Source organism: Marinomonas vulgaris, from assembly GCF_018145875.1.
Classification (GTDB): domain Bacteria; phylum Pseudomonadota; class Gammaproteobacteria; order Pseudomonadales; family Marinomonadaceae; genus Marinomonas; species Marinomonas vulgaris.
On record NZ_JAGSSV010000007.1, the window covers coordinates 132423 to 145654 of the forward strand.

The window sequence follows — 13232 nt, forward strand, 5'->3', positions numbered from 1 at the left end:
TTCATATAAGAGGAACACAGCATGGAATTTGGTATCACTTTTAAGGGCTTTGTTAGCCCAGATCGCGCGCGTAATTTGGTTCGTCAGGCCGAAGCGGCCGGCTTTGATTATTGCTGGTTTTACGACTCGCATATTTTATGGCGCGAATCGTTTGTGGCCATGGCCATGTGCATGGAACACACCACCAAGATGCGCTTTGGCCCTTGTGTGACCAACCCTAATATTCGTGATTGGTCTTTGTCAGCGAGCTTGTACGCCAGCTTGGCGCACCAGAGTAACGGGCGTTTTGATATTGGCCTCGGCCGTGGGGATTCATCCATGCGAGTGATGGGCAAAAAGCCGGCGACTTTGGCGCGTTTGGCGGAATTTACCACCAAGGTAAAAGCCATGGTGCGCGGCGACGAAGTAGAGTACGGCGAGTGTCCAGAGCCAGTAAAATTGCCGTGGGCGACGGGGTATGAATTGCCCGTATGGATTGGTGCTTATGGCCCGAAAGCATTAGCCACAGCGGGGGAAGTTGGCGACGGTTTGATTTTGCAAATTGGTGATCCGGATTTGGTGAAATGGTTTAAAGATCAGTCGATTAGTGCTGGTGAAGCGGTGGGTCGTGATATGTCTAATTTCAAGGTGCAGGCCGCGGCGCCGGCGTATTTCGGTGACATGGATTATTGTATCGAACACACCAAATGGTTCCCCGCGATGGTGGGCAATCACGTGGCGGACATCGTTGAAAAATATGGCAGTGATTCAGGCTTGGTGCCAAAAAGTCTGACTGACTACATCGAAAAACGTCGTGGCTATGACTACTCTAAACACGGCCAAAGCGATAACCCATTCTTAGATTTCATCACGGAAGACATAGTGAAAAGCTTCTGTGTGTTGGGTACTGTGGAAGACCACATTACTCGAATCAAAGCCTTAGAAGAAGCTGGCACCACTCAGTTTAATATCTATTTAGACAATGGCGACGAAGAGGAAATCATCGCGAAATATGGCCGCGAGATTATTCCTGTGTTTAACAGCTAACGGGCTGTCATCATCGGATCATCGACCGAATAACATTCCTTCTCGAAACTAGCGCCTCCCTCGTCGGAATGTTATTCGCTCTCGATATTAAGATGATCCATAGACATGACTTTATGGTCATCGACCGAATAACATTCCTTCTCGAAACTAGCGCCTCCCTCGTCGGAATGTTATTCGCTCTCGATATTAAGATGATCCATAGACATGACTTTATGGTCATCGACCGAATAACATTCCTTCTCGAAACTAGCGCCTCCCTCGTCGGAATGTTATTCGCTCTCGGTATTAAGATGATCCATAGATATGACTTTATGGTCATCGACCAAATCACACTCTTCTTCGAAACTAGCGCCTCCTTCGTCGGAATGTTATTCGCTCTCGATAAATTTCATGATGATATGGGCAAGTGGCTGCGGCATAACGATTTGTGGGAAGTGTCCACAAGGTAGTGTGGCAATGTCTGTGGTGCGGGTGAGCATGGTCATTTCGTGCTGGACTTCTGGTACAAGTGATCGGTCGTTTTCGGCTAGGATGTAATACTTTGGTATACGCCCCGCGTTTTCTGCTGTCCAGTTTAGGGTGACGACTCTGGCTGCGTTGGGCTGAATCACCATTTTGTTATTGGCCAATTCGATGGTTTCTTGTGTGGCGTCATGGAGAAAAATACCTGAAATACCTTTCGTGTGAACTTTGGTTCCATAGGGCGTTTGTTGTAAATAAGGCGCTATGCCTTGGGTGTCGACTCCTCTTTTGGAAACGATGCGGCATAAGTCTGTGAAATTTATTCCGCTGGGTAGCATCATGCCTGCAATGTAAATGATACCAGCGATTTTGTCGGGGTTTTGCTCTGCTACGGCCGTTGCGGTTATACCTCCTCCTGAGTGGGCGATGAGCCAAACGGGTTCGTCGATATGTTCGAGGTTATTTAGAACGTGAGAGGTGTATTGAGTTAGATCAGCTTGCGATTGTATAGACGCTTCATAGCTTTCACTATCGGGTAAATTGACAACATGGCATTGTATGACAGTTGAATCCAAGTATTTCAGTAGCGGTTCCCAGACCCAGCCGCTTGCCCAAGCCCCGTGAATAAAAAACAGATTGGTCATACTTATTTATCTCCATAGGTTTTCTGGTACATCTCGATCATGTGTTTTTCTACCGTCGTAGGGGGGTATTTTGGTTGTTCGTGCTCTAGTAAACAGGTGGGTATGCATTTCACTTCATGGTCCAAATGGCCACTGAAGAAAAAGGGAATGGAGTAGCGTTCGCCTCCGCTTTTGTTAATAACTCTGTGTAAGGTCGAGCGATATTGGTCATTTGTCCACCGAGCAATCATGTCGCCAATGTTGACCACGTAACTGCCTTTAATCGGTGGCGCATCGATCCAGTTGTTGGTTTTGTTTGACCAGACTTGCAGTCCACTATTTTCATCTTGTAGTAGGAGTGTTAGACCACCGAAGTCGGTGTGGGCGCCGCAGCCTTTTTCATTTTCCTGAGGATTAATCGGTTGGGGTGGGTAGTGGAGCAATCTTAGGGTCGCCAACGGGTCATGGCAGAAGTCGTTAAAATACGCTTCGGACAAGTTCAGTGAGAGTGCCACGAGAGACATGAGTTCTTCGCAAAGTGTCGTCATGGTGTTCAGGTAGTGAATGGCGAGAGGTTTAAGGTCAGGTAGCTCTACTGGCCACTGGTTTTGTCCAAAGTTAAACTTGTTCGCTTTGACCATTGGGTGTTCAGCGTTATGTTCAAAACCTATGTAAAAGCCTTCTTTTAAATCTGGCGGTGCTCCTGCCTCGAGTGTTTGGTTTTTTAGGGGTTCGTAGCCTCGGTTGGCCTTGGAAAGCTTTTTGTGCACCTTGAGTTTGCTTTCTAAAGGTAATTTGAACATTTTGGCGCTTTCTGAAAACAGTTGGGTTTGAAGAGATTCTTCAATGCCATGTCCGGTAATATAAAAAAATCCGAATTCTCTGCATGCCTCACCGATTGCCATGGCAAGCTCTTGTTTTTGTGTCTTTGATGCCTGCTGGTAGCCTGACAAATCAATAATAGGCAGTGTGGTCGATGTTGTATTTTGAGGTTTCATATATCACCAATGGTTCGAGTGTTTGACGAATGAACGGCCACTTTATCAATCGAACAGTGAGAGGTGATAACGCTTATTTACGATGAGAGTGTTGCCGAAAAAGCATCACCTGGCGTGATTGAGCCTGTGGCTTGATTAAGTTCATCAATGAGATCCCTGACAAAATAGTCTGCAGCGACTGGCAGTATTCTATTGGATCTGACATACACGCCAAGCTCAGAATTTATGATGCTGGGGCGCGTAATGGGAATATGACATAGTGTTTGCTTTGCTAGGTCTTCTTCAATGCCTATGATGGTTTGAAAGGCGACGCCCATGCCGCTGAGAGCCAGTTTTCGAGACAGTCCCACAGAATTAGTTTCAATGATCTGATGAGAAACCTCGATACGGTTAATGAAGTGGCTTAAATGAGTATGAATCGATAGACCTTTTTTACTTAGGATCAGTGGATAAGTCGTGCATTCTTGAAGGCTCACTTGGCTTTTATGTGCAAGTGGGTGATCTGGAGCGACGACGGCGCCAAGAGCATAGCGTTTAACCCATAATTGATTTAAATTTCTTAGGTTTTCAATATCAAAGGCCAGCCCTACATCGACTTCGCCATTGATGATCAGTTCTGGCATTTTTGCTGAACCTATCACGTGAATACCCACGGTGATATTGGGAAAGCGTGTTGTGAAATGTTTGACTATGCGAGGGATCAATTCAATTGAAGGGCCTTCGACTGTGGCCAGTTCGATGTGCCCTTTTTGAATACCTTTTATGGCATCGATTTCTGAGTAAAGTCGATCTGCATCTTTAAGTACAATCTGTGCATGTCTTGCAAAGCTTTCTCCAGCGGAAGTTAATGTCAATCCATTAGTAGAGCGCTCGAAAAGTTGGATGTCGAGATCATCTTCTAACTTTTGTATTTGTCGACTCACTGCCGAGGTTGCCATATTAAGTGAGCGTGATGCTTCCCTTATAGAGCCGAGTCGTCGAACACAGTCAAAGCAGTAAATGGCAGTGGCGTGGATGCGTCTTTTTGCTGTCAAATGAATGCTCCCATGAGTCGTGCAGTGAATTCAATGATGATCATTGCGCCGTAAATGCGCTTCGAAGGTGCGAATCAGTAACGACAGGCTCAGTGTGAGTACTAGGTACATGAAGGCGACGACGTTGTAGGTTTCGAAAAACTGGAAGGTGGAGGAGCTGTAGACTTTGCCAAGTTGGGTGATGTCTTGCACGCCAAGCACGGACACCAGTGCCGAGTCTTTGATCATGGCAACGAGGTCGTTGCCCAGTGGCGGTAAGATTTTGCGCATGGCCTGGGGCAAGATGATGAGTCGGAAGCGTTGCCAGTTGGATAATCCGAGAGCTTTGGCGGCTTCAACTTGGCCTTTGCTGACTTCTTGAATGCCGGCCCGAAATACTTCTGCGATGAAGGCGCTGTAGCTGATGGCGAGGGCGATGATGGCGCGCCACAGTAGGGTGAAGTCACGGGTGCGGGCTTTTTCTATCCAGCCCGCTTCAATGGGAATTTGCAACGCCCAGTTGTAGAGTTTGACCATTTCTGGCGCGCCGACGAAGGCGATGTAAAACAGCAGCACCAAGACAGGCACGCCACGAAACACTTCCACATAAAAACGCGCGCATTCACGTAATAAACGATGACGTGAAAACCCTGCCAACGCAATAAGTAAGCCCAATAAACTGGCGAGTATAAAGGCCGTGAAGGTCACACCAATAGTGGTGAGTAGCCCTTCACTTAACGCGCTGGCGATGCGTTGGTAACTTTGGTCTGCGACCATGTTCCACAGTAGAACCAAGGCAATAATAACGATGGCAAGGAGCCACCAAGGGGTGCGTTGTAAGGTATTTTTAAAGGGCATAGTGGGTTCGTTGTGAGACCGCTCCTTGGTCATCGTTGTTTGAGTATTTAATGGTTTATTGGATTATTGGTTGTAGTCAAAAAACCATTTCTTGTTCAATGCGTCCAGTGTGCCGTCGGCTTTCATGCTTTTAATAGCGGCGTTCATTGGTGCCAGTAAGTCGGAATTTGGCGTTAGGATGAAGCCAAAGTCTTCTGAGCCTAACGGGCCGCCGATGATTTTAAAGGCGCCCGGGTTTGCGCCAATGTAGCCGCGGGCAGAAGCGGCATCCATTAATACGCTGTCCACATCGCCAGATTTAAGCGCTTGAACGGATGCGCCAAAGGTATCGAGTAAGGTGATGCGGCGGTTGTTTTCGTCGCCATCTAGTACATCATACACGGCGACATAGAAGTTGGTGGTGCCTGCTTGTGCGCCAAAGTAGAGGTCGTCGTTGGCGGCAAAAGACGTCGCATCGGTAAAGCGGTCTTCGTCTGCACGCACCAACATGAATTGTTGTGAGGTCAAATAGGATTCGGTGAAGTCGATTTGTTGGGCGCGTTCTTCATTGATGGTGATGCCGTCCATGCCCACGTCATACTGGCCTTGTTTAACCGCTTGGATCATGGTGTCCCAGCTGCTTAGATGCCATTCAATGTTGGCGTTGAGGCGCTTGCCAATTTCGTTCATGGCGTCGTATTCCCAGCCTATGCCTTCTCCAGTTGCTGGATCGACAAAGTTCAGCGGCGTATAGGCGTTTTCGGTCACGGCTAAAATAGTGCGACCTTGTAGGTCAGGTAACTTGGTGTCTGGGTTGTTAGATAAGGTGTTTGCCAGGCTTAGGCTGCTAACAGACAAGGCTGCGATGGCGATCAATAAGCTAGACAACAAACGAGGCAATACAGGAACACGAGAGAGCAGAGATATCATGGCGTTAGTACCTTTTAGTAAGGGTTACAAGCAAAGGGCTATTTGCTCAATTGGGCGAGGATTATACCTAGTCGCGAAAGACTAAACCATGCAATCTTGCGGCCATTATGTGGTAAATTTGAGCATAAACACGTATATTTATTGGGTTATTTTAGCCTCGTTATTCTTCTACGTTTTAGACGATAAATACCGTCTCTATTAAGGTCATTATGTCCCGAGAATTGCTTCCTCAGCACGCTTTTCAAACGCATTGTCTTGCGCAAATGGGCGTGGTGTCTTGGTTATCGGCCCAAGAAACGAGTCAGGTAACGGGAACGGTTTATCTGCCAAGCCAGCCTTGGCCGATTGATCAAGCCTCTTCATCGACGGCGTCTTTTTCAGTTTCTCAGGCAACCGATGGGTTTCGCTCTGTAGAGCCAACACCTGCTCCCTCGTCGAACGTAGCACCGGCAGAAAAAGCGCCTTTGGTGCATCATTTACGTGAACAGCTTAACGCTGGCCCAGAAATTATCGTTGAAGATTTGCAGCCGATCGAAGAGTTGGCGGTGGATATTGTGGTGGAGCCTGAGCCAAATCGTCCGCATTCAATCAGTCGATTAGATGTGCGCGCTTATGCTTTGTCGAAAACCTTATTGATCCTCAGCGACGTGCCGCCGGTATTTTCTCAGGCGGACGATGTGGAGAAATTGGCGTTGAACATGGGTCGTGCTTTATTGAAACATTCCATCGATGAATGGCAAGCTAGTGCGTTTTCTTGGCCTGGAGAGCTGAAAAACCCTCAGTTTTGGCATCGCACAGACTGGTTGTTTGGGGCGATTGAAGGCCATGTGAGTCGTTTGGTTAAAGACTTCAACACCACACCCTTGCTGGTGTTAGCTGGGGCGAACATTACTCAGCTGGTGGATGATTTGCCTGATAGCAGCCCATTAAAACACTACCCAACGGCGCGTATTTTGAGTTTGGCTGAACTGCATCGTATTCCAGAATTGCGCAAAGACGCATGGCACATCATGCAGACGTCGCTCTTTTCCTAATTTCCGTGTTGTTTATCTTTTCTTTTATGATGTTGGTATGGTGCTAAACGTATGATGAATTCCGTGGTAATACGTCGTGCCTTGGCGTCTGATGTGCCGGCTATTTTGGCTTTGGATACCGAGTCTAACCCTCACCCTTGGGGGGCGAATTTGGTTGCAGATGCGTTGCAAACACGACTCAATTGGCTGGTTGAAACAACCGGCGATGACCCCTCTAAAGTGGTTGGCTGGTTGACCGCTTCCGTAGTGCTTGATCAGTCCGAATTAGAATTAATTGTGATTGATTCTGACGCCCGTAGACAAGGCTTAGCCAGAAGGTTGATGATGACTTGGTTGGCGGCTGTTGCCAAGCAAGGTGTGACAGAATGGCTGTTGGAAGTACGCGAATCAAACGTTGGCGCCATCGCCCTGTATCAGTCTTTGGGGTTTGAGTTGGTAGGCCGTCGTAAAAACTATTATGAAGCAAAGCAAAGTGATCAAGCAGAACAAGGCCGCGAGGCGGCGTGTTTGTTTACGCGGCAGGCACCTTAATTGTGCCTGCGTTAAAAAACAATGTGTTAGAGGTGAAGCATGAGCAAGGTATTGGTTCCCATTGCGAATGGCAATGAAGACATTGAAGCGATTACGATTATTGATGTGTTGCGTCGTGGTGGCGTAGAAGTAACCGTGGCGAGTATTCACGAATCCAAACAGGTGGTCATGGCCAATGGCACCAAGGTGGAAGGCGATGTGCTGCTGACAGAGGTGAGCGAGCAGTTGTTCGACGCCGTGGTGTTACCAGGTGGCATGCCGGGGGCGGAGCATTTACGCGACTGCAAGTTGTTGATTGATATGTTGGAAAAGCACGATGTGCAAGATGCCTTATTGGCGGCGATTTGTGCGTCGCCCGCTGTGGTGTTTGGTACTCATGGTTTTGTGGTGGATAAACAGGCAACCTGTTATCCAGGTTTTGAAGCAGGATTAATCGGCGCCGAATATATGGCCAATGAACCTGTGGTCATGGACGATAATATTCTAACGAGCAAAGGCCCTGCGACGGCGATGATTTTCGCTCTGACCGTTTTGGGTAACTTAAAAGGCTATGAAACCGCCCAAAGTGTGGCCGATGGTTTGTTGTGCTGAGTGTGCCTATTCGGCATTGATTATTCCTGACTAAGAAGTCAAGAAGAAATGTACGTTAATCGCATGTTTTTGCCGGATTTCTCGGCAATTCGGTGGACGAAAAATCGGTATCGGAGTAGAATTAGGCAGATTTTTTGAACGCGAGATTCATTGATTACTAATCATTGAATGAACGGCAAAAACGCAATTTCTTAAAAGCGAGATGAGCCGCCGGTTTATCTCGCTTTTTTGCAACCTGAAAGGCTCTAAATGGGAGGTTCCTTTGGCAACATCAGCGATTCTAGCTCTGGAAGACGGCACGGTTTTTAAAGGGGTGTCGATCGGAGCGGATGGCTCCTCAACAGCCGAGGTAGTGTTTAATACCTCGATGACTGGTTATCAAGAAATTCTTACTGATCCTTCCTATGCTCGACAAATGGTCACTCTGACCTATCCCCACATCGGGAATACAGGCGTCAACTCTGAAGATGAAGAATCCGATAATGTATGGTGTGAAGGTCTGATTATCCGTGATCTTCCGCTGACAGCAAGCAGCTGGCGTTCACAAGAATCATTAGATTCTTATTTGAAACGCAAAGGCGTAGTCGGCATCGCAGACATAGATACCCGCAAATTGACGCGTATTCTGCGTGAAAAAGGCGCTCAAGCAGGCTGCATTATGGCCGGTGAGAACCTTGACGAAGCCGCTGCCATTGCCGCCGCAAAAGCATTTCCTGGCCTAAAAGGCATGGACTTGGCGAAAGAAGTGTCAGCGAAAGCCGCTTACCCTTGGACTGAATCCACTTGGGACCTTGTCAAAGGGCACACGACACCAGACGCGTTTGATTTTCACGTAGTCGCTTACGATTTTGGTGTGAAAAGCAATATTTTGCGCATGTTGGTTGAGCGCGGTTGCCGCTTAACGGTTGTTCCAGCGCAAACGCCAGCGAAAGACGTGTTAGCCATGAATCCAGATGGTGTGTTCTTATCAAATGGCCCTGGTGATCCAGAGCCTTGTGATTACGCCATTCAAGCGATCAAAGAGATCCTAGAAACTGAGATCCCTGTGTTTGGTATCTGTCTTGGTCATCAGTTGTTGGCATTGGCGTCCGGTGCGAAAACTAAGAAAATGAAGTTTGGTCACCACGGTGCTAACCACCCAGTACAAGCGATTGAAAAAGGCACTGTCATGATCACCAGCCAAAACCACGGTTTTGCGGTAGACGAAGACACCTTGCCGGCGAATCTGGTGATGACACACAAATCTTTGTTTGATGGTTCTTTGCAGGGCATTTCCCGTACTGATAAGAGCGCGTTCAGCTTCCAAGGTCACCCGGAAGCGAGCCCAGGGCCGCACGACGTGGCGCCGCTGTTCGATCAGTTCATTGCAAACATCAAAGCCTCTAAAGCCTAAACGAAAGGACGGAACGAAACACTATGCCAAAGCGTACTGATATAAAAAGCGTCTTAATTTTAGGTGCAGGCCCTATTGTTATCGGTCAAGCTTGTGAGTTTGACTATTCTGGCGCTCAAGCCTGTAAAGCCCTTCGTGAAGAAGGCTTCCGCGTGATTCTGGTGAATTCCAACCCAGCGACCATCATGACCGACCCTGTAATGGCCGACGCGACTTACATCGAGCCAATTGAATGGCAAACGGTTGAGAAAATCATCGAGAAAGAACGCCCAGATGCGGTTCTACCCACCATGGGCGGACAAACGGCACTGAACTGTGCGTTGGATCTTGAGCGTCACGGTGTGCTCGAAAAATACAATGTTGAAATGATTGGTGCGACGGCCGATGCCATCGACAAAGCGGAAGACCGTAATCGTTTCGACCAAGCAATGAAAGCCATTGGTCTGGAATGTCCTCGTGCCGGTATCGCGCACAGCATGGAAGAAGCCTTAAAAGTACAATCTGAGTTAGGTTTCCCTTGTATTATTCGACCTTCTTTTACCATGGGCGGCACCGGTGGCGGTATCGCATACAACATGGAAGAGTTCGAAGAAATCTGTACTCGTGGTTTGGATTTATCGCCGACCAACGAATTGCTAATCGATGAATCACTCATCGGTTGGAAAGAATACGAGATGGAAGTTGTCCGCGACAAAAAAGACAACTGCATCATTGTTTGTGCGATCGAAAACTTTGACGCTATGGGCGTTCACACCGGTGATTCCATCACGGTGGCACCTGCACAAACGCTGACAGACAAAGAATATCAAATCATGCGAAACGCCTCTTTGGCGGTATTGCGTGAGATCGGTGTTGAGACCGGTGGTTCCAACGTACAGTTTGGTATGGATCCGAAAACTGGCCGTTTGGTGGTGATCGAGATGAACCCTCGTGTGTCTCGTTCTTCTGCCTTGGCGTCGAAAGCGACGGGTTTCCCAATTGCAAAAATCGCCGCGAAATTGGCGATTGGTTACACGTTAGACGAATTGCAAAACGACATCACTGGCGGTCAAACTCCAGCGAGTTTCGAGCCAGCGATTGATTACGTGGTAACCAAAATTCCACGCTTTACATTCGAAAAATTCCCAACCGCCAATGATCGTTTGACCACGCAGATGAAATCTGTGGGTGAGGTCATGGCGATTGGCCGTACTTTCCAAGAGTCTTTGCAAAAAGCCTTGCGCGGTTTGGAAGTAGGCTCTGATGGATTCAATCCGCAGTTGGATTTCTCGGAAGAAAACAGCAAAGAGAAATTGGCATACGAGCTACAAACACCGGGTTCTGATCGTATCTGGTACATCGGCGATGCTTTCCGCTCTGGTATGACAGTCGATGAGCTGTATGCGGCAACCGGTGTCGATCATTGGTTCTTGGTGCAAATCGAAGACTTGATCAAAGAAGAGTTGGCATTGTCAGACAAAGGTCTTGTAGACATGACGTACGATGTGATTCGTCGTCTAAAACGCAAAGGCTTTTCTGACTCACGCTTAGCCAGCTTGTTGAGTGTGACAGAAAAGTCCATGCGCGAACGCCGTTATTTGATGAAGGTGCATCCAGTTTACAAGCGCGTAGATACCTGTGCGGCGGAATTTGCGACCAACACGGCGTACATGTACTCCACGTACGAAGATGAGTGTGAAGCGGCGCCGACAGATCGTGAAAAAGTCATCATCCTTGGTGGTGGCCCGAACCGCATTGGTCAGGGCATCGAGTTTGATTACTGCTGTGTACACGCGGCCTTGGGTCTTCGCGAAGATGGTTACGAAACCATCATGGTGAACTGTAACCCTGAAACGGTTTCTACGGATTACGATACGTCTGATCGTTTGTACTTCGAGCCAGTCACACTAGAAGACGTGTTGGAAATTGTTCGTAAAGAAAAGCCAAAAGGCGTGATCGTGCAGTTTGGTGGCCAAACGCCGCTGAAAATTGCCCGTGCCTTACAAAACGAAGGCGTGCCTATCATTGGTACTACGCCGGAGTCGATTGACCGCGCCGAAGATCGTGAGCGCTTCCAAAGCATGATCCAGCGTTTAGGCTATAAGCAGCCACACAATGCGACGGTGCGCAGTGTTGAGCAAGCCGCTGCAAAAGCCGCTGTTATCGGTTATCCGCTTGTGGTTCGCCCATCCTATGTATTGGGTGGCCGTGCGATGGAAATCGTTTACAACGAAAAAGAATTGATGCGCTACATGACCAGTGCGGTAAAAGTATCGAATGACAGTCCTGTGTTGTTGGATCACTTCCTAAATGCGGCGATTGAGATCGACATCGACTGTGTGAGCGATGGCCATCAAGTGGTGATCGGCGGCATTATGCAGCACATTGAGCAAGCCGGTGTTCACTCTGGTGATTCAGCGTGTTCTTTGCCTCCGTATTCTTTGTCGCAAGAAGTGCAAGACGACATTCGTGAGATGATAAAAAACATGGCCCTGGAATTGGGTGTTATCGGTTTGATGAACACTCAGCTTGCGGTACAAGACGGTGAAATTTATGTGATTGAGGTGAACCCTCGTGCGTCACGTACCGTGCCTTTCGTCTCTAAGTGCATCGGTCGCTCCTTGGCACAGGTCGCCGCCTTGGTTATGGCAGGTAAAACACTGGATGAGATTGGTTTCACGAAAGAAATTATTCCTTCTTACTACAGCGTGAAAGAAGCGGTTTTCCCATTCAACAAGTTCCAAGGCGTCGACCCGATTCTTGGGCCTGAGATGAAATCCACCGGCGAAGTCATGGGTGTCGGCGATACGTTCGCTGAAGCCTTTGGTAAAGCGGTGTTGGGTGGCGGTACTGTCTTGCCTACGTCTGGTTGTGCTTTTATCAGTGTTCGCGATATGGACAAAGAAGGCGCAGTGAGCGTGGCTCGTCGTTTATCTGAGCTCGGTTTCGATATTGTTGGTACCGAAGGCACAGCGAAATACTTGACTGAGCAGGGTGTTGAAGTACGTAAGGTCAACAAGGTGAACGAAGGTCGTCCACACATTGTTGATATGATGAAAAACGGTGAGATTGACTACATCATCAATACCACATCAGGTACGCAAGCCATCACAGATTCGTCTTTGATCCGCCGTACAGCTTTACAGCGTAAGGTTTGTTACACTACGACATTGGCTGGTGCTGAAGCAACGAGTATGGCGATCAGCCTAACGGGTGAAACCAAAGTTAGAAGACTGCAAGATTTGCACTTGGGGAAATAATGAAAAAAGTACCAATGACAGTAGAAGGTGAAGCGCGTCTTAGAGAAGAGCTGAATCACTTGAAAACTGTCGTCCGTCCTCGCGTGATTGCAGATATTGCAACCGCGCGCGAGCATGGCGACTTAAAAGAAAACGCAGAGTATCACGCCGCTCGTGAAGAGCAGGGATTTGCTGAAGGTCGAATTAAAGAGATCGAAGGCAAATTGTCTGACTCACAAGTGATTGATGTCAAAACCTTACCCGCAACAGGTAAAGTGATTTTTGGCACAACCGTGACACTTTATAATGTCGATACGGAAGAAACTGTGACGTACAAGATAGTCGGCGATGATGAAGCAGACGTGAAAGTGAAAAAAATCTCTTACGCGTCCCCGATTGCTAAAGCGATTATTGGTAAAGAAGAAGGCGACGAAGTGGCCATTCAAGTACCAAGCGGTGAAGTTGTGTACGAAATCGAAAAAGTCGCCTACCTTTAAAACGGCTGTGAGTGACGCTTTTCTGAAACCACGATGTGAAAACATCGTGGTTTTTTTATGTCTCCTTTCATTGTGTATA

The 13232-nt window shown here is 47.9% G+C and carries 12 protein-coding genes; 7 read left to right on the forward strand and 5 right to left on the reverse strand.

What is annotated here, in order from left to right:
* Positions 1-21: 21 nt before the first annotated feature.
* Positions 22-1026 (forward strand): TIGR03842 family LLM class F420-dependent oxidoreductase, encoded by a 1005-nt coding sequence (locus tag J9B83_RS08080; RefSeq protein WP_211536245.1) that lies wholly within the window; start codon positions 22-24, stop codon positions 1024-1026.
* A gap of 368 nt (positions 1027-1394) precedes the next feature.
* Here J9B83_RS08080 and J9B83_RS08085 read toward each other — a convergent pair whose 3' ends face one another.
* The 5 genes from J9B83_RS08085 to J9B83_RS08105 all read right to left on the reverse strand — a co-directional run bounded on the left by J9B83_RS08085 (position 1395) and on the right by J9B83_RS08105 (position 5889).
* Complete coding sequence (locus J9B83_RS08085) at positions 1395-2132, reverse strand: alpha/beta fold hydrolase (protein ID WP_211536246.1); 738 nt, start codon at positions 2130-2132, stop codon at positions 1395-1397.
* A gap of 2 nt (positions 2133-2134) precedes the next feature.
* Positions 2135-3109 carry an isopenicillin N synthase family dioxygenase gene (locus J9B83_RS08090; protein WP_211536247.1) on the reverse strand — a complete coding sequence of 325 codons (975 nt, stop codon included), beginning with the start codon at positions 3107-3109 and terminating at the stop codon, positions 2135-2137.
* A gap of 77 nt (positions 3110-3186) precedes the next feature.
* Positions 3187-4143 (reverse strand): LysR family transcriptional regulator, encoded by a 957-nt coding sequence (locus J9B83_RS08095; RefSeq protein ID WP_211536248.1) that lies wholly within the window; start codon positions 4141-4143, stop codon positions 3187-3189.
* A 30-nt stretch (positions 4144-4173) separates the two neighbouring features.
* Complete coding sequence (locus tag J9B83_RS08100; protein WP_211536249.1) at positions 4174-4980, reverse strand: amino acid ABC transporter permease; 807 nt, start codon at positions 4978-4980, stop codon at positions 4174-4176.
* Positions 4981-5043: 63 nt separating this feature from the next.
* Positions 5044-5889: a transporter substrate-binding domain-containing protein gene (locus tag J9B83_RS08105; protein ID WP_211536250.1), complete on the reverse strand. Its 846-nt coding sequence runs from the start codon at positions 5887-5889 to the stop codon at positions 5044-5046.
* A gap of 209 nt (positions 5890-6098) precedes the next feature.
* Between J9B83_RS08105 and J9B83_RS08110 the strand changes: the two genes are divergently transcribed.
* The 6 genes from J9B83_RS08110 (at position 6099) to greA (ending at position 13153) form a co-directional block, all read left to right on the forward strand.
* Positions 6099-6923 carry a hypothetical protein gene (locus tag J9B83_RS08110; RefSeq protein ID WP_211536251.1) on the forward strand — a complete coding sequence of 275 codons (825 nt, stop codon included), beginning with the start codon at positions 6099-6101 and terminating at the stop codon, positions 6921-6923.
* 51 nt (positions 6924-6974) lie between these two features.
* Positions 6975-7454, forward strand: a complete 480-nt coding sequence (gene rimI, locus J9B83_RS08115) for a ribosomal protein S18-alanine N-acetyltransferase (protein ID WP_211536252.1) — start codon at positions 6975-6977, stop codon at positions 7452-7454.
* 39 nt (positions 7455-7493) lie between these two features.
* Positions 7494-8045 (forward strand): DJ-1 family glyoxalase III, encoded by a 552-nt coding sequence (locus J9B83_RS08120; protein WP_211536253.1) that lies wholly within the window; start codon positions 7494-7496, stop codon positions 8043-8045.
* Positions 8046-8307: 262 nt separating this feature from the next.
* Positions 8308-9438, forward strand: coding sequence for a glutamine-hydrolyzing carbamoyl-phosphate synthase small subunit (gene carA, locus J9B83_RS08125; RefSeq protein WP_211536254.1), 1131 nt, complete (start codon positions 8308-8310; stop codon positions 9436-9438).
* A 23-nt stretch (positions 9439-9461) separates the two neighbouring features.
* The gene (gene carB, locus J9B83_RS08130; protein WP_211536255.1) at positions 9462-12677 is read left to right on the forward strand and encodes a carbamoyl-phosphate synthase large subunit; all 3216 of its coding nucleotides are present in this window, start codon (positions 9462-9464) and stop codon (positions 12675-12677) included.
* Positions 12677-13153, forward strand: coding sequence for a transcription elongation factor GreA (gene greA / locus J9B83_RS08135; RefSeq protein ID WP_211536256.1), 477 nt, complete (start codon positions 12677-12679; stop codon positions 13151-13153). The genes carB and greA overlap by 1 nt, the downstream gene beginning before the upstream one ends.
* The last annotated feature ends 79 nt before the right edge of the window (positions 13154-13232 follow it).

Bases quoted from the DNA above. Each gene is read 5' to 3' on its own strand.
- J9B83_RS08080 (WP_211536245.1), top strand. From the start codon at position 22: ATGGAATTTGGTATCACTTTTAAGGGCTTTGTTAGCCCAGATCGCGCG.
- J9B83_RS08085 (WP_211536246.1), bottom strand. From the start codon at position 2,132: ATGACCAATCTGTTTTTTATTCACGGGGCTTGGGCAAGCGGCTGGGTC.
- J9B83_RS08090 (WP_211536247.1), bottom strand. From the start codon at position 3,109: ATGAAACCTCAAAATACAACATCGACCACACTGCCTATTATTGATTTG.
- J9B83_RS08100 (WP_211536249.1), bottom strand. From the start codon at position 4,980: ATGCCCTTTAAAAATACCTTACAACGCACCCCTTGGTGGCTCCTTGCC.
- J9B83_RS08105 (WP_211536250.1), bottom strand. From the start codon at position 5,889: ATGATATCTCTGCTCTCTCGTGTTCCTGTATTGCCTCGTTTGTTGTCT.
- J9B83_RS08110 (WP_211536251.1), top strand. From the start codon at position 6,099: ATGTCCCGAGAATTGCTTCCTCAGCACGCTTTTCAAACGCATTGTCTT.
- rimI (WP_211536252.1), top strand. From the start codon at position 6,975: ATGATGAATTCCGTGGTAATACGTCGTGCCTTGGCGTCTGATGTGCCG.
- J9B83_RS08120 (WP_211536253.1), top strand. From the start codon at position 7,494: ATGAGCAAGGTATTGGTTCCCATTGCGAATGGCAATGAAGACATTGAA.
- carB (WP_211536255.1), top strand. From the start codon at position 9,462: ATGCCAAAGCGTACTGATATAAAAAGCGTCTTAATTTTAGGTGCAGGC.
- greA (WP_211536256.1), top strand. From the start codon at position 12,677: ATGAAAAAAGTACCAATGACAGTAGAAGGTGAAGCGCGTCTTAGAGAA.